Origin of the sequence: Aeribacillus sp. FSL K6-8394 (assembly GCF_038008865.1) — a bacterium.
Taxonomy (GTDB): domain Bacteria; phylum Bacillota; class Bacilli; order Bacillales; family Aeribacillaceae; genus Aeribacillus; species Aeribacillus composti.
The window spans coordinates 1,094,467-1,117,192 of record NZ_JBBPAA010000001.1; the positions used below are offsets into that span (position 1 = coordinate 1,094,467).

At 40.5% G+C, this 22,726-nt stretch carries 17 protein-coding genes and 1 pseudogene; 1 reads left to right on the plus strand and 17 read right to left on the minus strand.

What is annotated here, in order from left to right:
* Window positions 1–66: 66 nt before the first annotated feature.
* Window positions 67–171 (plus strand): annotated as a pseudogene (locus NSR00_RS05010) (helix-turn-helix domain-containing protein); the annotation flags it as partial.
* A 7-nt stretch (window positions 172–178) separates the two neighbouring features.
* Here the strand turns inward: NSR00_RS05010 and NSR00_RS05015 are convergent.
* From NSR00_RS05015 to NSR00_RS05095, 17 genes are all read right to left on the minus strand, one after another.
* Window positions 179–1,447 (minus strand): methionine gamma-lyase family protein, encoded by a 1,269-nt coding sequence (locus NSR00_RS05015; protein ID WP_063386742.1) that lies wholly within the window; start codon window positions 1,445–1,447, stop codon window positions 179–181.
* 14 nt (window positions 1,448–1,461) lie between these two features.
* Window positions 1,462–2,709: a GTPase HflX gene (gene hflX / locus NSR00_RS05020; protein ID WP_082830231.1), complete on the minus strand. Its 1,248-nt coding sequence runs from the start codon at window positions 2,707–2,709 to the stop codon at window positions 1,462–1,464.
* A gap of 881 nt (window positions 2,710–3,590) precedes the next feature.
* Window positions 3,591–4,505: a stage V sporulation protein K gene (gene spoVK, locus NSR00_RS05025; protein ID WP_261308695.1), complete on the minus strand. Its 915-nt coding sequence runs from the start codon at window positions 4,503–4,505 to the stop codon at window positions 3,591–3,593.
* A 418-nt stretch (window positions 4,506–4,923) separates the two neighbouring features.
* The gene (gene hfq, locus NSR00_RS05030; RefSeq protein ID WP_066246428.1) at window positions 4,924–5,151 is read right to left on the minus strand and encodes an RNA chaperone Hfq; all 228 of its coding nucleotides are present in this window, start codon (window positions 5,149–5,151) and stop codon (window positions 4,924–4,926) included.
* 31 nt (window positions 5,152–5,182) lie between these two features.
* Window positions 5,183–6,139 (minus strand): tRNA (adenosine(37)-N6)-dimethylallyltransferase MiaA, encoded by a 957-nt coding sequence (gene miaA / locus NSR00_RS05035; RefSeq protein ID WP_327856312.1) that lies wholly within the window; start codon window positions 6,137–6,139, stop codon window positions 5,183–5,185.
* A 226-nt stretch (window positions 6,140–6,365) separates the two neighbouring features.
* Complete coding sequence (mutL, locus tag NSR00_RS05040; RefSeq protein ID WP_340787412.1) at window positions 6,366–8,264, minus strand: DNA mismatch repair endonuclease MutL; 1,899 nt, start codon at window positions 8,262–8,264, stop codon at window positions 6,366–6,368.
* Window positions 8,265–8,273: 9 nt separating this feature from the next.
* Window positions 8,274–10,892, minus strand: coding sequence for a DNA mismatch repair protein MutS (mutS, locus tag NSR00_RS05045; protein ID WP_340787414.1), 2,619 nt, complete (start codon window positions 10,890–10,892; stop codon window positions 8,274–8,276).
* A 312-nt stretch (window positions 10,893–11,204) separates the two neighbouring features.
* On the minus strand, window positions 11,205–11,759 hold the full coding sequence (gene cotE, locus NSR00_RS05050) for an outer spore coat protein CotE (protein ID WP_063386736.1): 555 nt from the start codon (window positions 11,757–11,759) through the stop codon (window positions 11,205–11,207).
* Window positions 11,760–12,002: 243 nt separating this feature from the next.
* Window positions 12,003–12,428 carry a RicAFT regulatory complex protein RicA family protein gene (locus NSR00_RS05055; protein WP_063386735.1) on the minus strand — a complete coding sequence of 142 codons (426 nt, stop codon included), beginning with the start codon at window positions 12,426–12,428 and terminating at the stop codon, window positions 12,003–12,005.
* On the minus strand, window positions 12,428–13,960 hold the full coding sequence (miaB, locus tag NSR00_RS05060) for a tRNA (N6-isopentenyl adenosine(37)-C2)-methylthiotransferase MiaB (protein ID WP_094246007.1): 1,533 nt from the start codon (window positions 13,958–13,960) through the stop codon (window positions 12,428–12,430). Before miaB ends, NSR00_RS05055 begins: the two co-directional genes overlap by 1 nt.
* A 203-nt stretch (window positions 13,961–14,163) precedes the next feature.
* Entirely contained in the window at window positions 14,164–15,030 is an 867-nt protein-coding gene (locus NSR00_RS05065) for a 2-oxoacid:ferredoxin oxidoreductase subunit beta (RefSeq protein WP_063386733.1), read from the minus strand.
* Window positions 15,031–16,788: a 2-oxoacid:acceptor oxidoreductase subunit alpha gene (locus tag NSR00_RS05070; protein WP_340787417.1), complete on the minus strand. Its 1,758-nt coding sequence runs from the start codon at window positions 16,786–16,788 to the stop codon at window positions 15,031–15,033.
* A 369-nt stretch (window positions 16,789–17,157) separates the two neighbouring features.
* Window positions 17,158–17,418, minus strand: coding sequence for a stage V sporulation protein SpoVS (spoVS, locus tag NSR00_RS05075; protein WP_003181955.1), 261 nt, complete (start codon window positions 17,416–17,418; stop codon window positions 17,158–17,160).
* A 178-nt stretch (window positions 17,419–17,596) separates the two neighbouring features.
* Window positions 17,597–18,391, minus strand: coding sequence for a TIGR00282 family metallophosphoesterase (locus NSR00_RS05080; RefSeq protein WP_063386731.1), 795 nt, complete (start codon window positions 18,389–18,391; stop codon window positions 17,597–17,599).
* Between the two features lie 82 nt (window positions 18,392–18,473).
* Window positions 18,474–20,033, minus strand: a complete 1,560-nt coding sequence (rny, locus tag NSR00_RS05085; protein WP_063386730.1) for a ribonuclease Y — start codon at window positions 20,031–20,033, stop codon at window positions 18,474–18,476.
* 247 nt (window positions 20,034–20,280) lie between these two features.
* A complete protein-coding gene (recA, locus tag NSR00_RS05090; RefSeq protein WP_082829319.1) occupies window positions 20,281–21,321 on the minus strand; it encodes a recombinase RecA in 1,041 nt (346 codons plus the stop codon).
* 136 nt (window positions 21,322–21,457) lie between these two features.
* Window positions 21,458–22,717: a competence/damage-inducible protein A gene (locus tag NSR00_RS05095; RefSeq protein ID WP_340787421.1), complete on the minus strand. Its 1,260-nt coding sequence runs from the start codon at window positions 22,715–22,717 to the stop codon at window positions 21,458–21,460.
* Window positions 22,718–22,726: the final 9 nt, after the last annotated feature.

The following is a 22,726-nucleotide window of genomic DNA, read 5'->3' on the forward strand; positions in this document are numbered from 1 at the left end:
ACATTATAGATGAATGTAAGATATCATGTCAATATAATGTCATAAAATTTAACATGGTTTTTTATACAAGGAAAACTTTATCGTTTGACAGCCCATTTAACGAATCGAGAATTGGCAAATATGATCGGAACTACCCTAGAAACCGTAAGCAGAACGCTGAACCAGATGAAATGTTTTTTTATAGTTCGACTAATCGTTTTTCTATTAATTCATTGACGGCATGGAAAATAGCGATTTTGACATGTTCAAACGTCAAGCCTCCCTGCACATATGCCACATATGGAGGACGAATCGGTCCATCCGCTGAAAGCTCGATGCTGGAGCCTTGGACAAAAGTCCCGGCCGCCATGATGACTTGATCGCTATAACCCGGCATTTCATTTGGAACCGGTGTTACATGCGAGTTTATGGGCGATGCAGATTGAATCGCTTGGCAAAACGCAATCATCATATCTGCATTATCAAACTGAACGGACTGAACTAGATCTGATCTTTTCTCATTCCAGCTAGGATTGACTCGCAACCCGATTTCTTCCAGCATTGCAGCGGTAAAAATCGCTCCTTTTAGCGCTTGTCCAACAACATGCGGAGCGAGAAAAATACCTTGAAACATCTCATGAAGACTGTAAAGCATTGCACCGGCTTCCCTTCCGATACCTGGCGAAGTGAGCCGGTACGCGCAAGCTTCCACGAGCTCTTCTTTTCCAACGATGTATCCTCCCGTTTTCACAAGCCCTCCTCCAGGATTTTTTATAAGAGAGCCTGCAATAAGATCAGCACCTGCATGTCCCGGCTCCTGATCTTCGGTAAACTCACCGTAGCAATTATCGACAAAAACAACAATTTTTTCATTGATTGATTTGATGAAAGAAACCATTTCCTTAATTTCCTGAATGGAAAATGACGGTCTGACATCATATCCTCTAGAACGCTGAATTCCGATCATTTTTGTTTTATCACTGATTGCCGCTTTTACTCGGTCAAAATCAACTCGTCCTTCAGGAGTCAGATCAATTGTTTGATAAGAAATGCCAAATTCTTTTAAAGAGCCTGTCCCCTTTCCACGGATACCGACAATTTCTTCAAGCGTATCATACGGCTTTCCGGTAATATAGATGAGTTCATCGCCGGGCCTTAATACGCCGAAGAGAGCCGTTGAAATGGCGTGTGTACCAGAAATGATTTGCGGCCGGACAAGTCCTTTTTCACATCCAAAAATATCGGCATAAACATCTTCCAATGTATCCCTGCCGATATCATCATATCCGTATCCTGTTGAGGGAATAAAATGGGAATCGCTCACCCGATGCTTTTGAAAGCTTCTGAGCACGCGAAGCTGATTTACTTCCACTACTTTGTCAATTTCTTCGTGAAATGGTTTTATTTTTTTTTCTACTTTTTGAGCTATGTCCATAATTTTTTTTCCATGTGTAAAATATTGAAACATCTGTAAAACCCTTTCTACTTATTCTTCATAATTTGATCATATACTGGATGGTCGCGAAACACTAGACCAGAAACGATATAGTGCTGATTTTGTTCGTCAAATTGCAAGGTTGAAACGAGCGTATTTGCTTTTAACAACGATAGACGTTTCCCATCACCTGTTGGAACGGAGACAACGTAAGGATGCATTTTTTTCTTTAATTTTTCTTCAATAGCTGTTTTTAACCGTTCTATATCTTCGTCGCAAAAAGCAGAAATGACAATATAGTCTTCCTTTAAAGAAGGAAAGAAATGCTCTAATTGTTGATCTTTTTTATTGTACACTGTTAAAACAGGCAATCCGTCCGTTCCTAATTCTTTTAATAATTCATTCACAGTGTTTTCATGCTGAATATAGTCAGGATGAGAGCTGTCGACGATATGTAAAAGCAAATCTGCTTCCTTTATTTCTTCTAACGTAGAACGAAAAGCAGCGATAAGGCTTGTTGGCAGCTGCTGGATAAAGCCGACAGTATCAGTCATGAGCACCTTCATGCCGGATGGGAGAAACATTTTCCTTGTCATAGGATCCAATGTGGCAAACACCATATCCTCCTGAAATGAATCAGCAGCTGTCAGCTTATTGAACAGCGTTGACTTTCCTGCGTTGGTATAGCCAACAAGAGCGATTTGAGTTTGATGATTTCTCTTTCTTTGCGAACGATAACGCTCGCGATGGGAAACAATATGGGACAGCTGTTGTTTTATATCGTGAATGCGATTTCGGATGTGCCTTTGATCCGTTTCAAGCTTCGTTTCTCCCGGACCTCTTGTCCCGATCCCTCCTCCTTGCCGAGATAGATTCAATCCATGTCCCGAAAGTCTCGGAAGCAAATATTCAAGCTGTGCCAGCTCAACTTGAAGTTTCCCTTCTCTTGACTTCGCCCTTTTTGAAAAAATATCCAAAATTAGCTGAGTCCGATCGATCACTTTTACCTCTAACAGACGAGCTAAATTTCGCAGCTGGCTTGGCGACAGCTCATTATTGAAAATAACGGTATTTGCCTCTGTCGTTTCGATAAGCTGTTTAATCTCATCAACTTTTCCTTTTCCAATATATGTAGATGGTTCTGCCCTCAGTCGATTTTGTGTGCAAACAGCTGCGACTTGGCCGCCCGCAGCAGCCGTGAGCGATTTCAGCTCTTCCATTAAATAAAAAAACTGTTCTTCATCGGTTTCCATGAACTTGACGCCAACGAGAATCACCTGTTCTTTCTCTTCCACTCGTCTTCTTCCTCCAATTATGCTGCAAATTTATAAGCTATGCGTTATGAATTAAACCTTCGATAAACGGTTCAATGGTAAGGTTATCAAATTTAAATCATCTTTAGTGCACTTTAAGACAAAAGAAACGTATTGAATTCAAAAGTAAGATGATCAAACTCAATTCATCTTCAGCACATGTCAAAACAAAACGTACTGAGTTCAAATTAGGATTCAAATTCAAATCAACTTCAGCACACTTCAACACTAGAAACGTGGCTAAGTTCAAAATTAGGATACAAACTCCAACCATTCTTTAGCGCACTTCAAGACAATAACGTACTCTGTTCAAAGTTAGGATCATTTAGCACACTTCAACATTAGAAACATTATTGAGTTCAAAGGTAGGATGATCAAACTCAATTTATCTTTAGCGCACTTCAAAACAAAACGTACTGAGTTCAAATTCAAATAATCTTCAGCACACTTCAACACTAGAAACGTTGCTAAGTTCAAAATTAGGATTCAAACTCCAATCATCTTCAGCACACTTCAAGACTAGAAACGTTGCTAAGTTCAATGTTAGGACTCAACTAAATCATCTTCAGTATGCTTTAAAAACAGAAACGTATTGAGTCAAAATAAAGATTATCAAACTTAAATCATCAATGCACTTCAACGCTAGAAAACCTTATTGAGTCAACGTTAAGAGTATCAAATTCTAATCGTTTTAGCCAATTAAAATGGCTGCCGTCATTCTTTTCTAAACTATGTGAGAAAAATAAACGAATTTGTGTAAATTATGTGCAGCAATGAAACAGGAGCTTTCTTCAAAGCCCATTTAAATAAAGATTTATCAATCAATTCTTTTCAATAATCAAGCAAAGCAGCCTAGGGGCTGCTTATACGTTTAATATTAAATCTTCTTCTTTTACAAGAAGCAAATCTTCCTTGCCAAACTTATCAGAAAGCAGGAGCCTCATTGCCTGTGCCCGTATAGATTTTTCGATAATGTTGCGAACATATCTTCCATTTGAAAAGTTCGTTGGGTGAGTCGCATATTTCACTTTTAGCAAATGCTCTTTCAATTTGCATTCAGCTTCATGGCTAAATCGATACTCTTTGTCCTTCATCATTAATTTTGCTATTTCCATCAGCTCATCGACTGAATAGTCTGGGAAATCAACTACGATCGGAAAACGGGATTCGAGTCCGGGATTTAAAGATAAAAAACGATCCATTTCCCTTGGATATCCAGCTAAAATTAACACAAAATCATGCTGTCTGTCTTCCATATGTTTGACAAGGGTGTCAATTGCTTCTTTTCCGAAATCTTTTTCTCCTCCGCGGGCTAAACTGTATGCCTCATCAATAAAAAGAATTCCGCCAAGTGATTTTTTGATCAAATCGCGCGTTTTTTGTGCTGTATGGCCGATATATTCACCTACTAAATCAGCCCGCTCCGCTTCAATTAAGTGCCCTTTCGATAAAACATTCATTTGGAAAAAAAGCTTTCCAATCAATCGCGCGATCGTTGTTTTTCCCGTTCCGGGATTCCCTTTAAACAGCATATGAAGCGCTTGCCTTCCGGTTTTTAACCCCTGTTCTTCTCTTTTTTTATTCACAAAAATCCATGCATATATTTCCTTTAATAATCTTTTCACTTCTTCCATTCCAACTAATGCGCCCATCTCCTGTTCAATCTCTTTTAATACACTATGTTCGACAGCCGCTTTGGAAATGGAAAGATCATATGTCGCGATTTTTTCCTTTTTACCTTCAAGTTCAGTTTTGCTTTGTCCTAAGACAATATTCATTTGGCCGTTATTTTTGAAGGTGACCGCTCGCTCCACAGGCTTCACCTCATTTTTATATTTATCTTCTAAATTACATCTACTTTGTTTAAAGGAACACGTCATGGAAAAAGGTTGTTATTATTAATATTTATGCTGAAAGCCAAGTAGTACAAACCTTTTTTTCATCTATGTCTTAATAAAAACTAAGCAGTATTTTTCTGAAGCCTGGGTGGCTTGCGGCCTGGACAAGTACAGATTCTAGGACAGGTCAGTTAAATATTAGCGAAGGGCAAAAATAACGACCATTCAAATTATCTGCGTTTAGCCGATAATTAGGAAAACATGGATTGAAGATAGAAAAATACCTGACATATCGGAACCGCTGCCACGAAACCTTTCCTTCTCATGAAAAAACCGGAGATCATCTCCGGTTTTTTCGTCATGCTTCAATGTCAATTTGTACATTTCTTTGCGGTGCAAATGTTGAGATCGCATGCTTGTAAATGAGCTGCTGTTTGCCCTCTGATTCGATGAGGACCGTAAAATTATCAAATGCTTTTACTTGTCCTCTAATTTGGAAACCGTTTAATAAAAACACGGTCACGTAAGTGCCATCTTTTCGTAACTGATTTAACACTTGATCTTGAATGTTTATCGGTTGCTTCATCATTCGTCCTCCTCATATCCTCTATAATTTATTATTTCTTCTCAGAAAGAAGCTTTCCTGCTATATAATGAAAAATTTCACTAACTTTTTCTTCCATCGAGACAGGCGGAGTCATATCAAACCATTTGACATTCATTTTGTTTCGAAACCATGTTAGTTGCCTTTTCGCATATCTTCTTGTGTTTTTTTTCAACGTTTCAATTGCTTCTGCAAGAGAAGCCTTGCCATCAAAAAAATCGTATAATTCTTTATATCCAATCGCCTGCGCAGATTGTACACCGCGAACTCCAGAATCATACAGCGATTTTGCTTCTTCAATCAAACCTTCCTCAATCATTTCGTCAACTCTTTTATCAATGCGTTGATACAATACATCGCGGTCCATCGTAAGGCCGATAATGGCGGTATGATAGCGCTCATTTGCTTCATGCGCCTTTATATGCTCACTCATTTTTTTTCCTGTTTTATAGAAAATTTCTAAAGCACGGATGACTCTCCTAGCATTGTTTGGATGAATTCGCTCCGCACTGTCAGGGTCAATTTCCTGTAAACGCTCGTGTAATGCTAAATTCCCATGCTCATGCAAAAAATTTTCCAGTTCTTTTCTTATTTCAGGGTCAGATTGAATATCGGAAAATTGGTAATCATCATATAGAACCGCTTGAATGTACAAGCCTGTTCCCCCAACAATCATCGGCATTTTTCCGCGCTTTGTTATCGAGGCAATTGCTTTTCTCGCAAGCTCTTGAAACTCGGCAACGGAAAATTCTTCCGAGGGATTCTTTAAATCAATTAAATGATGGGGGATTCCTTCCATTTCATGCTCTTTTATCTTTGCTGTTCCGATATCCATTCCTTTATAAATCTGCATGGAATCGCCGCTGATAATTTCGCCGTTTAATTTTTTGGCTAATTCAATGCTTAGTTTCGTCTTTCCGACAGCAGTTGGGCCAATTAAAACAACAAGTCTATCCTTTTCTTCTTCCATATTGACCACACTTTCAAAAAATACTCACTGTTTCATCGTATCATGATTTTTAAGAAAACACCAATGTATTATACCCTTTTTCATCATAGAGTATACTCTTTTCAATTGATTTCATATTCTCTTTATACTGCTCTAATCCGAAAAAAACAACTTTTGTCCAATCATTGCTCCCATCTCCATTTACCTCATAACTTGACAACGATCTTTTACATGCAGCAGAAAACTATTACATAACCCTCTTAAACATTTTTTCGAGCTCATAGGTGGAAAAATGAATGATGATCGGTCGGCCATGAGGGCAAGTAAATGGATCTGACGCTTTTCTTAGCGATTCTAGCAACGCGAATATTTCTTCATTGTTTAAATATTGATTCGCTTTAATTGATCCTTTGCAGCTCATCATGATGGCTGCATCTTCTCTAAGCTTGTGGATATCCGTCTTTTTTTCATTAAGCACCTGCTGGATCAGCTCTTCAATAATTTCTTTTTCTTCACCTTGCGGGAACCATGTTGGATGAGATCGAATGATATAGGTGTTCGGTCCAAAATTCTCCAAAAACACTCCGACCTCAGCCAGCTCTTCTTTATGCTCTTCGATCACCATGACTTCATCAGAGGAAAAGCTCAGTGTTAGGGGAACAAGCATTTCCTGCACTTCGCTCGCCACTTCCCCAACTTTTTCGCGAAAGTATTCATATTTGATTCTTTCTTGGGCAGCATGCTGATCGATTATATATAATCCTTTTTCATTTTGCGCCAAAATGTAAGTGCCGTGCATCTGTCCAATTGGATACATTGGAGGAACTCGGCTTTCATCCAACGTATTATTGTCCGAAACCTTCTCTTCATGTTCTTCGTTGTTATTTGGCAAATACTCTTGTACTTCAGTTTCTCCATCGACAACTTTAGGTTCAGCTATTTTTTCAGAGGAAAAGGATTGTTGCTGCTCTTCATCCGCTCCTCTATGATCAATCGAATACAAATCATCTTCTTTCCATTGATTATCAGCCGTTTTTGGTTGAAACGTCCATTCTGGATCCTGTTTTTCCTCATTGATCAGATGTTCAAATTGGATCTCCTGCTGCACGTTTACCGGGTGCTCTTTTTTCTTTTTGACTGTATCAGAGGTTGGGATAAGCTCTTTTTTCTTAAATGCATCCTGGATGCCTTTTGCGATGACTTCAAATAATTCCGCTTCTTTGCTGATTCTGACCTCCAGTTTGGCAGGATGAACATTTACGTCCACTAAGATCGGATCCATTTCAATATGAAGATAGACGACCGGAAAACGCCCTATAGGCAGGAGCGTATGGTACCCTTCTTCCACCGCCTTCGTAATGGAATGATTTTTAATAAATCTCCCGTTGATCATCGTAGAAATATAGTTTTTGGATGCTCTTGTCACTTCCGGCAACGATAAATAGCCGCGTATGTCAAAATCAAGCGAACGGAAATGGACTGGAAACATTTTTTTCGCAATGGGAACCCCGTAAATCGCTGCAAGAACTTGCCGTACATCTCCTTTGCCGTTCGTATATAGAAGCCGCCGGCCGTTATGCGTAAATTTAAACGATATGTTTGGATAGCTCAGCGCAAGACGATTGACTATGTCGGTTATTCTCCCAAGCTCCGTATTCAAGCTTTTCATATACTTCAATCGCGCCGGCGTATTGAAAAACAGGTTCGTGACCGTAATGTCCGTTCCTTTTCGACTTGATGCTGTCTCTTTTGCTGTTACCTTCCCGCCGATTAAAGTAATTTTCGTCCCGGGTTTATCCCCAGTGCTAGTTTTCATTTCCAGATGAGAAACGGCGGCAATCGAAGGCAGCGCTTCGCCCCGGAAGCCGAGAGTTCGGATGCGGAATAAATCCGCTTCATCTTTAATTTTGCTTGTTGCATGCCGCTTAAACGCCTTTTCGCAATCATCTGGCTCCATTCCGTCCCCATTGTCCACGACGCGAATTTTGCCCAAACCGCCTTCTTCCGCCTCAATTTCAATCACTGTGCTGTTTGCATCAATCGCATTTTCGACTAGTTCTTTCACAACAGAAGCCGGCCGCTCCACGACTTCCCCAGCGGCAATTTTGTTGGATAAACTAGCATCCATAAGGATGATTTTTCCCATCATCATCACCTATTTCAATTTCTTTTGGATGTCATACAGTGTGTTTAATGCTTCAAGAGGCGTCATATCCAATAGATCTAAGGAAGAAATGATGGAGAGCACCTCTTTTTCCTTTGATGAAAGCTTTTTCTCTGCCGGCTCTTTTTTCTTCTCTGCTATTTCATCGCCGAATAAAGAAAGCTGGCTTGGCTCCGCAGAATACTCGATGCTCGGTTCCACCGAATGCTCGATGACGGATGGTGTATGTTTCTCTTTCTGATTGTCTCCTTCCAGTTTGCTCAATATTTCTTTTGCCCTTTGGATAAGAATTTCAGGAAGTTCCGCAAGCTCAGCAACATGAATTCCGTAGCTTTGATCAGCCGCCCCTTCATCCACTTTATGGAGAAAAACAACCTTTCCGTTTTCCTCTATTGCCTTAACATGGACGTTCTGCACATTTTGCAATTCATCTCCGAGCACGGTTAATTCGTGATAATGGGTCGAGAACAATGTTTTGGCTCCGATGTGGTCGTGAATGTATTCGATTATCGCTTGAGCAAGCGCCATGCCGTCATATGTCGATGTCCCACGCCCGATTTCATCAAATAAAATCAAGCTTTGATTCGTGGCATGTACAATCGCATTTTTGGCTTCCAGCATTTCCACCATAAACGTACTTTGCCCTGATACTAAATCGTCAGCCGCTCCAATTCTAGTAAAAATTTGGTCAAAGATCGGCAGAACCGCTTCGCTGGCAGGGACAAAGCAGCCGATTTGCGCCAAAACAGCCGTTAAAGCAATTTGCCGCATGTACGTACTTTTTCCTGACATGTTTGGACCGGTAATTAAAAGAATGTTCCTTCCTTCTTTCATCCAGCAATCATTCGGAACATAGTTTTCGGATTCCATCACTTTTTCTACGACTGGATGACGACCGTCTTTAATGTAAAGCTCGGAGTCGGAAAAGGACGGTTTCGTATAATGTCGTTCTTCGCTGATTACAGCAAAGCATTGCAGGCAGTCAAGCTCGGCAATCTTTTTAGCCAAGAGCTGCAATCTAGGAATATATTGCTTTACTTCGTCGCGAATTTGCACGAACAATTCATACTCAAGATCAACGATTTTTTCTTCCGCTTCTAAAATCAACGCTTCTTTCTCTTTCAGCTCTGGTGTTACATAACGTTCGGCATTGGCCAGCGTCTGTTTCCGTTCATATCTTCCTTCATCCAAAAGATGAAGATTCGCTTTCGTTACTTCAATATAATATCCAAACACTTTGTTGTAGCCGATTTTAAGCGATTTAATTCCTGTCAGCTCTCTTTCTCTCTTTTCCAGCTCTGCTATCCACGTTTTTCCGTTTCTCGCTGCATCTCTGTAGCGATCCAATTCTTCGTTAAATCCGTCCTTAATGATGTTCCCCTCTTTGACTGAAATCGGCGGGTTTTCGATAATCGCTTTTTGAAGCAACTCCTTCAAGCTTTCACAAGGATCAATTTCTTTTTTTATTTGCTTTGAATCAGCAATTCCTAACGAAGCAACGATTGAGCGGATCTCAGGAATTTTTTCAAGCGACTTTTTCAATTGAATCAGATCTCTTGCGTTTGCATTTCCGAACGCAATTTTTCCCGACAGTCTTTCTAAGTCGTATACTTCCTTCAGCAATTCCCTTAGTTCTTCTCTTTCGATATAGCGGTCGATCAACATTCCAACAATATTTTGCCGCTTTTCAATTTCTTTTTTGTCAATAAGCGGACGGTCAATCCATTGCTTCAGCAGACGCGCGCCCATAGCTGTTTTCGTCTCATCTAGCAGCCAAAGAAGGGAGCCTTTTTTTCCTTTCGATCGAATCGTCTCGGTCAGCTCCAAATTTCTTTTCGAGTACATATCAATTTTCAAATATTGATTTAATTGATAAAACTCCACCTTTTGCAAATGCTCAAGCGTCCGTTTTTGCGTCCGTTCTAAATAGTTGTATAGCCTTGCAAACGTTATTTTCAGCCGCTGATCTTGCAAATGTCCTGCAATGCTGTCTAATTTTTCAAGATAAGCTGCGTCTTTTTCAATCGAAAATGTCACAGGCTGTCTTTCTAATATCATTTTTTTCAGTTTCTCAGGAAAATCATCTGCCACTACAATCTCTTTCACTTGGCGGGAATAAAGCTCGCCCAAGCAGTCCTCCATTGTGGAGAGAAGGGTGACATATGATTCCCCTGTCGTAATATCCGTCAAAGCTAAGCCGAAAAGCGCTTCAAAGACCGTAACGGAAGCAATATATTGGTTGTCTTTCTCGCCTAACCCTTTTCCTTCCATTAATGTCCCTGGTGTAATGAGCTGAACGACTTCCCGTTTCACAACACCTTTTGCTTGTTTCGGATCTTCTGTTTGTTCACAAATCGCCACCTTATAGCCCTTTTCAATGAGCTGTTCGATGTAGCTTGAGGCTGAGTGATACGGCACCCCGCACATCGGGATTCTTTCCTCGCCCCCGCCATCACGGCTTGTTAACGTAATTTCCAATTCTTGAGAAGCCTTGATGGCATCCTCAAAAAACATTTCATAAAAATCGCCTAAACGAAAAAATAAAAAGGCATCCTGATAGTCTGCCTTGATGTTTAAATATTGCTGTATCATTGGCGTGTATTGTGCCATGTTCATCCCCCGACTGTATGTAAAAGTTAACATCTTTTATTATAGCACAAACTCTTTATTCCGAAAAAAACTTATTCGCTCAAATAACCTATGACAAAACAATAAAACTAAAAAGCACGTACATGATTATTCGCTAATTTATTTATTGCGTCAACCTTTGACATAAATGTTCATGATTAATGGCGGATTTGTTTATTCCTTTAAACTTTTGACATAAAAAATTAAGAAGCAGGTGCGTGGTTATCGCAAATTAGTTTATTCCGCCAAACCTTTGACATAAAAAAACTAGGAAGCAGCCCTCCTAGTTTTTCATTATTCTTCTGGTTCACCTTCTAAAAGCTCTGGCGTCAAATCTTCTATTTCATCCTCTAAATCCTCTTCCCAATCATCCCATTCCTCATCGGATTCAGACAAGTTGTTAGGATGGACGGAGACGACCACTTTCGTTTCTCCGATGACCTCTGCTAAAAATTCTCTCTCTACTTGAACCACAATGTTTTCGCCGTTTGGAGAAATGGTGACTTCCAGACAATTCGGCTGCTGCAAAACACGGGCAACCACTTCGTTCTCGTCATCTAAATAGTTGTCATCTTTATATCGTAATTTTAACACATCTGTATACTTGACACGCTCTGTAACTACTTCTGTTTTCGTATTTTCATCAAATGAATACCAAACGTTAATATCATATGTTCCCTCGATTTCAACTGTTTTCCCCCGTTTTTGCGCATCATATTTATGGTTAATAATCCAACCACCCAAAATACTTGCTGGTTTCTTCTCAGGACTAATCGTATGTGTTGCTTGAGTAAACTTTCGACCTTTTGCTACTACCGCTTTCGTTATGATTTCCCTATATTCTGCCATTTGCCAAACCCTCCTCAAAACGATCGTAAAAAGATTTTCGCTAGGACAAGCTCGATATTTTCATAAATCCTTCTAGTTCATTCTATGCATGAGCCAGAAAATATGTACCAAAAATTAAAAAAGACGCTGACGCGTCTTTAAACAAAATGAGGGAGGATTGGCCGAAATCATAGAAATACCGATTGTTCATAAGCTCAAACGGTTTTTATTTTTTCAAAAATAGCCTAAAAAACCTTAATACGATTAATGGCAAGATCCATGTTTATTCCGAATTTGGGCGCCTGTTTCACCCGTTAACAGATTGCCGCCAGTTGAGCGAATAATTTCATTTGTCACATGGTTTGAAATTGTATTCGCTACTAATTGAAGAAGATCGTTAACTTCAATTTGCGATTCTTTAAATTGCTGGACGATCGGAATTTGATCTAATTCTTCATACAGGCTGTCAATTTTCTCCTCCACTTGTTTGAGAGCTTCATGCTTTCCGAAATGCTGAAAATTGACGGCTTGTTTTTGCAGGCTTTTAATGCTGGCAATCATTTCCCGAACTTTTTGATTTTCGTTAATTTGTTCTTCCGCTTTTTTAAAGAAGTCAACTTGCTCTGTTTCGGCTATCATTTGCGCCAGTTCTTTTGCCTTTTCTAAAATATCGTCTTTCGTATACGCCATTACAATGTCACCCCAATTTGCTCTTCCACCATTTCTCCATCAAGAGTCCAGGTTTTGGCTTTTGTAATTTTTACTTTTACAAGCTGACCAATCGCCGATTTCGGACCTTTAAAGTTAACTAGTTTATTTTTTCTCGTATACCCTGCCAAAATGTCAGGATTGTTTTTGCTCTCGCCTTCAACTAATACCTCAACGACTTTGCCTTCATATTCTTTCATTTTTTGGGCGGAAATTTCGTTGACTAATGCATTTAATCGCTGCAGCCGCTCTTTTTTCACTTCCATCGGGACATTATCTTTCATTTTAGCAGCAGGCGTTCCTTCCCGAGGCGAATAAATGAACGTATAGGCACTGTCAAAGCCGACTTCGCGATAGAGGGAGAGTGTTTCTTCAAACTGCTCATCCGTCTCATTTGGAAAGCCGACAATGATATCAGTCGTTAACGAAACGTTTGGAATCGCCTTTTTAATTTTTTGCACTAATTCTAAATACTGTTCGCGCGTATATTTGCGTGCCATCAATTTCAATATTTCCGAGCTGCCTGACTGCACCGGAAGATGGATATGATCGACAAGGTTGCCGCCTTTGGCCAAAACTTCAATTAAACGGTCGTCAAAATCTTTCGGGTGACTTGTGGTAAAACGAATTCTGGCGATATCGATTTTTCGAAGCTCGTCCATTAAATCGCCTAGGCCGTATTTGATATCGTCAAAATCTTTCCCGTAGGCATTTACGTTTTGACCAAGTAACGTGATTTCTTTATACCCTTGCGCTGCAAGGTGGCGAACTTCTTGAATAATATCCTCCGGTCTGCGGCTCCGTTCTTTGCCTCGAGTGTACGGAACAATGCAATACGTGCAAAATTTGTCGCAGCCGTACATAATATTGACCCAAGCTTTAATATTTCCTTTCCGGACTTTCGGAAGGTTTTCAATCACATCGCCTTCTTTTGACCAAACCTCCACGACCATTTCCTTCGACATATACGCTTCATTCAACAAATGCGGAAGGCGGTGAATGTTGTGTGTTCCAAAAATTAAATCAACATATTGGTACTGCTTTAAAATTTTGTTGACAACAGATTCTTCTTGGGACATGCAGCCACAAACACCTAAGATAAGATCCGGCTTTTCCATTTTGAGCGGCTTCAAATGCCCAATTTCCCCAAATACTTTGTTTTCAGCGTTTTCCCTGATCGCACATGTGTTTAACAAAATAACATCAGCATCTTCTGTGCTGTCAGTCGGCTTATATCCGAGCTGCATAAAAATACCGGCCATCACTTCCGTATCATGTTCATTCATTTGACATCCGTATGTGCGAATATAAAACTTTCTGCCTTCTCCCATTCCTTTTAAATGTTCAGGAATGACAAAATCTTTATGGTATTTCACTTCTTCTTTTCCGCGCTTTTTCGCATCTTTTAAAGAAGGCGGAATGTAAACACGCTCGAAATACTTACTGTAATCCTTCTCGGATTTTTTGTCCGAAGGATTCACAAACGTGGTTGCTAATCGTTGTTTTTCATTCATGGCGCATTACTCCTTCATGTTTAAAAGTGTACACTGTTTTATAGTATATCGTGTTAAGTAGCAGAACACAATATTGCACCATTATTTTATAATAAAGACACTTTTTTTAAAAATTTTCGATACAAGATTTCTAGAAATAGGCAAAAAGTAGATTTCTTCCTTTAACAATTGAAATCAAAAAAAGAGAGAGGGGAACCCCTCTCCTACATAAACTCTGCTACTAATTCGTCAAATTTCTCTTTGCTAAGTTTCAGTTCAGCTTTTGCAAGCGGCACTTCGCCGAATCCTGGAACAAGCTCTTCGTATGGTTTTTGTTCTTTATTTTGATAAATAAGACCTGTTACAAGACCGTTATATTCCATTAACGTTTGCATCGCAAGTTTTTTGTCAGAAGGATCATATCCTTCAATATCTTTCAGCTTTGTTAAATTCTCTTTAAACCAGTCGTATGTGTTCACTTTGTTATAAGTAACGCAAGGACTGAACACGTTGATAAAGGAAAAGCCTTTATGCTGAATTGCTTGTTCGATCAAGGAAGTTAAATCTTTTAAATCTGTCGAAAAGCTTTGCGCAACAAACGTAGCACCTGCTGTTAACGCCAATTCCATTACGGACAGCGGAGATTCAATTGAACCTTGCGGGGTGCTTTTTGTTTTAAAACCGACATCACTTCTTGGGGACGTTTGTCCTTTTGTTAACCCGTAAATTTGGTTGTCCATCACAATATACGTAATGTCGATATTTCTTCTCATCGAATGAATGGTATGCGCCGTACCAATAGCAAACCCATCGCCGTCACCGCCAGCTGCTATGACCGTTAAATCTTGGTTCGCCATTTTTACGCCTTGTGCGATCGGAAGCGCACGACCGTGAATTCCATGGAAGCCGTAAGAATATATATAACCTGAAATCCTTCCTGAGCATCCGATTCCGGAAATGACTGCAAGCTGATGCGGTTCCAAACCGACATTAGCCGCTGCCCTCTGTATAGCTGCTTGAACCGAGAAATCGCCGCAACCCGGACACCAATTCGGTTTGACATTGTTGCGAAAATCTTTAAAAGTGGCCATTTAGAACAACACTCCTTGTTTTGTGAACTTCTTGCTTTGCGTATAAATTTCATTCGGCAGGAACGGGTTTCCGTCATATTTTAATAGAGATTGAATTTTGTCAGCAAATCCGACATTCATTTTTATAAGATTTGCTAATTGTCCTGTTGCATTATGCTCCACAACGATGACTTGTTTAGCCTTTTCAATGAGCGGGCGAATTTCCTCTTTCGGGAATGGATGAATGAGACGGATGTGCGCATGGTTCACTTTCACTCCGTCTTCTTCTAGACGTTCCATCGCTTCCTCAATGGCCCCTCTTGTCGAAATGTAGCCGATGAACAAAATATCCGGCTCTTCATGCTTGTCATTTTTATGAACTTTATTGTTGAACTCTATTTGTTCTAATTTGCGAAGCCGTTTTTCCATTTGCGCCTTTCTGTTTGCGGCAGCTTCCGAAGGTTTTCCGGTTTCATCGTGCTCAACACCTGTCACATGGTGGATGCCGTTTTTCATTCCAGGAATCACTCGCGGCGATATACCGTCTTCTGTTATTTCATAGCGTTTGAAATACCCTTGATTGCCTGCTTCCGGAACTAATTCTTCATTTAATAGTTTTCCGCGCCGAATTTGGATAGATTCATAGGAAAGAGGTTCAACCGTTTGCTTACCAAGAGAAAGCTGCAAATCAGAAAGTACAATCACAGGGCATTGGTACTCTTCCGCTAAGTTAAACGCCTCAACCGTATCATAAAATACTTCTTCCACCGTACTCGGTGCAATAACAATTTTTGGTATCTCTCCATGTGTTCCGTAAATCATAGCCATTAAATCCGATTGCTCCTGCTTAGTTGGAAGTCCAGTGCTCGGACCACCGCGCTGTGTATCAACTATGACTAGCGGAGTTTCCGTCATGCCTGACAGACCGATCGATTCCATCATTAATGATAAACCTGGACCAGCAGAGGAAGTAAATGCCCTAGCGCCAGCATAGTTGGCTCCAATCGCCATTGTGGCTGCAGCGATTTCGTCTTCCGTCTGAATGACAGCTCCTCCTAAATCTGGAAGCTTTTTAATCAAATATTCCATAATTTCCGAAGCGGGAGTAATCGGATAGGCAGCCATAAAGCGTGCACCTGCGGCAATCGCACCTAGAGCGATGGCGTCGTTTCCTATCATGAACATCCGCTTTTGACCATCAGCTTTTTCCAAATAAAGATCTGAACGGTCAAACCCTAATTCTTCTTTTAAATATTGGGCGCCTTTTCTAATCGCCTCCATGTTGTTTAAGACGACTTGATCGCCTTTTCTTCCGTAAGTGTCTTGTACAACTTCCTGAAATAATGACGGGTCAAGATTCAAAATTGCGCTTGTTGCACCGATTGCAACCATGTTCTTCATTAAAGATGTTCCCAGCTCTGAAGCGATTTCCGTAAAAGGTACTGAATATAAGGAAACATTGCTTCCTTCAGGGATTTTCGGTCCAAACTTTGCATCGGCAAGAATAACTCCGCCGTCCCGCAATTCGTGAAAATTAAAATCGATCGTTTCTTGGTCAAAAGCAACAAGAATATCTAAATCATCGCTTATCGTTCGAACTTTCTTCGTGCTGACACGAATTTTATTGTTTGTATGTCCCCCTTTAATTCGTGAAGAAAAGTGGCGGTATCCATATAGGTAATAACCAAGCCGGTTGAGCGTAATTGCAAAGACTTCTCCTGTACTTTCGATTCCTTCTCCTTGCTGCCCACCGACTTTCCATGAGAGTTGGTTTACCATTTCTATGTTACACTCCTTTGGATCTAAAATATCTTTATCATTTCCGGTATTTTAGAGGCCCACTGCCCTGCCGAAAAGTCTATGATGATGAATTATGCTATTTTTAGCCATAATAACCTTGTTCTGGCAGCAAAACCACCATACCTTAAAATTTTTGGGATAATCCTAAACGATTTCAATTTTATCCCTAAATAATCAAAATTACAAGTTTAAATGCTTGTAATGACAAAAAATTTTAAATATTCACCATTCTCTACTTCTGTATAATGAAATTATAATAAAACCGATAAATATTATCAACATTTTAAGCAAAAAACAGTCTGCAACCGAAAAGGAGTGCAGACTGTTTAGCTAATTTATTTAAACATGTTATCTCGGCTCAACAATCAATTTAATGGCTGTTCGTTCTTCACCGTCTATTTGAATATCTGTAAATGCCGGAATACAAATTAAGTCAACACCGCTCGGAGCTACAAAACCTCTTGCTATCGCTACCGCTTTTACAGCTTGATTCAATGCTCCAGCTCCAATCGCTTGAATTTCGGCGGCTCCACGCTCCCTCAGCACCCCTGCTAGCGCTCCGGCGACAGAATTCGGATTAGATTTTGCTGAAACTTTTAATATTTCCATTTCCTAGTTCCCCCTTCATTTTTTACAATGGTTCGTGAAAATTTATTGGAACAAATGCTGTTAGATGCATTGTTCAAAAGACCCATCACCTCTTGAACAATTGGTTCCATCCCATAGTTACTATATTCCCTAAAGTTTGGCAGTATTCCTGCTTATTTTTAATTTTTTTTTATTTAATTTATTCAAAATAAACGTGATCATCATTGATTAATATTCGTTTGATCGATTTCGCTTTGCCGGTTCCTTCCTCAATTTCCACTAATACGGCATTTAATTGTCCTCTGCCTTCATTGATTTCAAACCGAACAGGGAGATTCGTTAAAAATTTTTTTAATACTGCTTCCCTGTCAACTCCTAAAATACCGTCATATGGTCCTGTCATCCCGACATCGGTAATAAATGCCGTTCCTTTATCTAAAATTCTTTCATCGGCAGTTTGAACGTGTGTATGAGTGCCAACCACTGCGGAAACTTTCCCATCCAAATACCAGCCCATCGCTTGTTTTTCGCTCGTTGCTTCCGCATGAAAATCAACAAAAATATATGGAGTTCTTTTCTTCGCTTCTTGAATCAATTCATCCGCTTTCCGAAAAGGGCAATCGATTGCCGGCAAAAATGTTCTTCCCTGGAGGTTTATGACTGCAAGCTCTTTTCCATCCGCTTCCACGTACACGATTCCTTTTCCTGGTGTTCCTTCAGGAAAGTTAGCCGGTCGAACCAACGCTTTTGCTTCATCGATAAATTCAAAAATTTCTTTTTTATCCCAAGTATGGTTGCCCATTGTCACTGCCTGAACTCCCAATGAAAGAAGCTTCTGGTAAATTTTCATAGTTATTCCTTTGCCATGTGCAGAATTTTCACCATTGACAATTGTTACTTCAGGATTATATTTTTTCTTCAGCTTCGGCAAATATTGTTCAACCATTTCTCTCCCTTTTGCTCCTACCACATCGCCCACAAATAAAACTTTCATGATGAATTCCTTTCTAAATGTTTATTATATAGTTTTGCATAAATTGAAAAAAAAATAAAGCGGCACATTTTCATGTACCACTTTATTTGGCATATTCAACCGCACGAGTTTCCCTAATGACGGTCACTTTAATATGTCCAGGGTAGTCAAGCTCTTCTTCGATCCGCTTGCGAATATCTCTTGCTAATCGATGAGCTTCTAAATCATCTATTGCATCCGGTTTTACCATGATGCGAACTTCGCGGCCTGCTTGAATGGCGTACGATTTTTCCACACCTTCAAACGACTCGGAAATTTCCTCCAATTTTTCAAGCCTGCGAATATAATTTTCAAGCGTTTCACTGCGGGCACCCGGCCGTGCTGCCGATAAAGCATCAGCCGCTGCAACTAAAACCGCAATTACCGATGTCGGTTCTTCATCCCCATGATGGGAAGCAATGCTGTTGATGACAACCGGGTGTTCTTTATACTTCGTTGCCAGCTCCACGCCGATTTCAACATGGCTTCCTTCTACTTCGTGGTCAATGGCTTTTCCGATGTCGTGCAGAAGCCCTGCACGTCTTGCAAGGATTTGATCCTCACCTAATTCGGCAGCCATCAATCCGGTTAAAAAGGCAACCTCTATTGAATGCTTCAGCACGTTCTGGCCATAGCTCGTTCGAAATTTCAATCTGCCTAAAATTTTGATCAAATCCGGATGAAGACCGTGAACGCCAACTTCAAATGTCGTTTGTTCTCCGATTTCCCTAATATGCTCGTCCACTTCACGCCGCGATTTTTCCACCATTTCTTCAATTCGCGCTGGATGAATGCGCCCGTCTTGAACAAGCTTGTCAAGCGCAATTCTTGCTGTTTCACGGCGAATCGGATCAAATCCTGATAAAATAACCGCTTCCGGTGTATCGTCGATGATGAGGTCGATCCCTGTCAACGTTTCTAGAGTGCGGATATTTCTTCCTTCTCTGCCGATAATTCTCCCTTTCATTTCGTCATTTGGCAAATTCACAACAGAAACGGTCGTTTCAGCCACATGATCTGCTGCACAACGCTGTATAGCAAGGGAAAGAATTGCCTTTGCTTTTTTGTCTGCTTCTTCTTTCGCCTTTGTTTCTGCTTCTTTCACCATTACAGCAATATCATGAGAAAGTTCCTTTTCCACTCGTTCAAGGATGATTTGTTTCGCCTCTTCACGAGATAAACCCGAAATGCGTTCAAGCTCTATTTGTCCTTCTTGCACCATCTTTTCCACTTTGCTTTCCATCTCTTCAATATGCTGTTGTCTTTCATTTAGAGAATCTTCTTTTTTATCTAGCATCGCCTCACGCTTATCTAATGATTCATCTTTTCGATCGAGATTCTCCTCTTTTTGCATTAAACGGTTTTCTTGTTTTTGAAGTTCATTTCTTCTTTCGCGAATTTCTTTTTCTACTTCCAAACGAAGCTTATGAATTTCATCCTTTGCTTCCAGAAGCGCTTCTTTTTTCGTTGCTTCAGCTTCACGCTTAGCATCTTCAAGAATTTGTTCCGCGGCGTTTTTTGCACCCGCTATTTTCGCTTCAGCAATGGATTTTCGAACAAAATAACCAACAACTGCACCGACGATTAGGCCAAGCAAAATGGAGATGATTTCAATGAGTTCCATTCTTTCACCTCCTCTTGCTATGAACTTGTCACAAAGAAAGTGTCGGCATTACACATTTACTCTCCCGATAACATTTTCCAAAAAAATATGTTAAATATATTGCAAAAATGAAAAAATATACATATCCATTTTAAATGTGGGAATAACCCTTGTCAAGTTTTCATCTTGTCGAACAAAGGATGGGGCTTTTTTGATCAAAAAAATAAGACCGGCTACTTCGCCAGCCTTACGCTAAGATGTGCGTACATTATTCATCCAAAAGCTCGAACGTTTCCTGCCCCTCTTGCACAGGTTCATTCGTTTCAAGGCCATATGCCTTGCGAATTTCTTGCTGAATGGCATCGCGAATATCCGGATTTTCGCGCAAAAATTGCTTTGCATTTTCTCTTCCCTGTCCTAAACGCTCCTCTTGGTAAGAATACCACGAACCGCTTTTTTGTATAATATCCAATTCCGTTCCCAGGTCGATGATTTCTCCTTCTTTTGAAATCCCTTCCCCGTACATGATATCAACTTCTGCCGTTCTAAAAGGAGGCGCTACTTTGTTCTTGACAACTTTAATTTTCGTTTTGTTTCCTACCATATCATTTCCTTGTTTCAGTTGTTCAGCTCTGCGCACTTCAAGGCGGACAGATGAGTAAAATTTCAGCGCGCGTCCCCCTGGAGTTGTCTCGGGATTTCCGAACATGACGCCCACTTTTTCCCTTATTTGATTAATAAAAATCGCAATGGTTTTCGACTTGCTGATGGCTCCTGAAAGCTTCCGAAGCGCTTGCGACATAAGACGCGCCTGCAATCCGACATGCGCATCGCCCATTTCGCCTTCAATTTCCGCTTTTGGAACGAGTGCTGCGACCGAGTCAATGACAATGATGTCGACTGCACCGCTGCGAACGAGAGCTTCTGCAATCTCAAGAGCCTGCTCGCCGGTATCGGGCTGCGACAAAAGCAGTTCATCAATATTAACACCTAAATTTTGCGCATAAACAGGGTCGAGCGCATGTTCCGCATCGATGAACGCTGCTTGCCCGCCTAGAGCTTGAACTTCAGCAATGGCATGAAGGGCCACTGTCGTTTTACCGGAGCTTTCCGGTCCATATATTTCAATAATCCGACCTCGAGGATATCCGCCGACGCCAAGAGCTGCATCCAATGCCAGCGATCCGCTTGGAACTGTTGAAACTTTTCGCTCAGCTTGTTCTCCAAGCTTCATTATCGAACCTTTTCCGAATTGTTTTTCAATCTGTTTTAACGCCATTTCCAAGGCAGCTTGACGATCATGATTCAATACAATTTCCTCCTTAAAAAATTGATAGCTTCAAACTAAATATACCGTGTTTTTTCCTGTTTGCCAAGAAAAAAGGGAACATTTATTCGTTTTTTAATTTTCATTATATAAAAATTAAAAAACCGGATGAAGACGCTCATAACCGGTTTTCCATTTCCTTTATTACATTCATTACATAGTAGCAGCCATAATTTGCCGTTCTGTGCCTGATCCCTTCCCGAGTACCGGAAAGATGAAGCTCAAAAACTGCTGTCGGCCGATCGTCGAATTGAATGCCGATATAGACAGTTCCAACTTCTTTTCCTTCAGAAGGATCAGGTCCTGCCACTCCCGTAAAGCTGATGCCGATATTGCTGCCGGTCAATTTTTTTATATTTTCCGCCATTTCTTTCGCACATTCAGAGCTAACGGCTCCTTTTGTTTTCAACGTTTCTTCCGACACGCCAAGAACATGCTGCTTCACTTCGTTTGTATAGCAGACAATTCCTCCAAGCACAATATTCGAAGCGCCCGGAAAATGGGTCAGCTGTTCGGAAAAAAGACCGCCCGTCAAACTTTCTGCAGCCGAAATAGTATATTGCTTTTCTTTTAAAAGCTTCATAAGCTGCTCTTGGATCGAAGTTTCACCGTGTCCATAAAAATATCGGCCGACACGGCTTAAAATCTTTTTTTCTGTTTCGTCAATCAGCTTCAGCGCAGTCGACTCATCTTCATGTTTTGCTGTCAGGCGCAATGTTACTTCGCCGTCTTTTGCTAGCGGCGCGATGGTCGGATTTGTTTGCTGATCAATCAGATCCTCTATATCTGTTTCAAGCTGAGATTCGCCGATGCCAAAGAAACGAAGCACACGCGAGATGATTTTTTCTTTTAACCCGTAATGATATTGCAAAAACGGCACACCGTAGTTGATAAACATCGGCTTCATTTCTTTCGGAACACCCGGCATGAGCAAATATATAATTCCGTTCGCCTCTAACGCCATTCCTGGCGCCATTCCGTAATGATTTGGTAAAACAGTAGAACCTTCCAAAACTAATGCTTGTTTCCGATTGTTTTCCGACATTGTCCGTTTCGTCCGTTTAAAAAAATCCTCAATGTTTTTCATCGCCGCCTCGTCGATCACGAGGCGTTTATTCAAAATACGTGCAATCGTTTCTTTCGTCAAATCATCTTTTGTCGGGCCGAGCCCGCCGGTAAAAATGATGCAATTCGACCGTTTTTTTGCCGTTTCGATCGTATGCTTGAGCCTCTCAGCATTGTCTCCAACGACCGTATGATAAAAAACATTAACACCTATTTCAGCAAGCTTTTTTGATATAAATTGGGCGTTTGTGTTGGCGATCTGTCCAAGCAACAGTTCTGAACCGACAGCAATAATTTCAGCATTTACATTCATACATTTTCC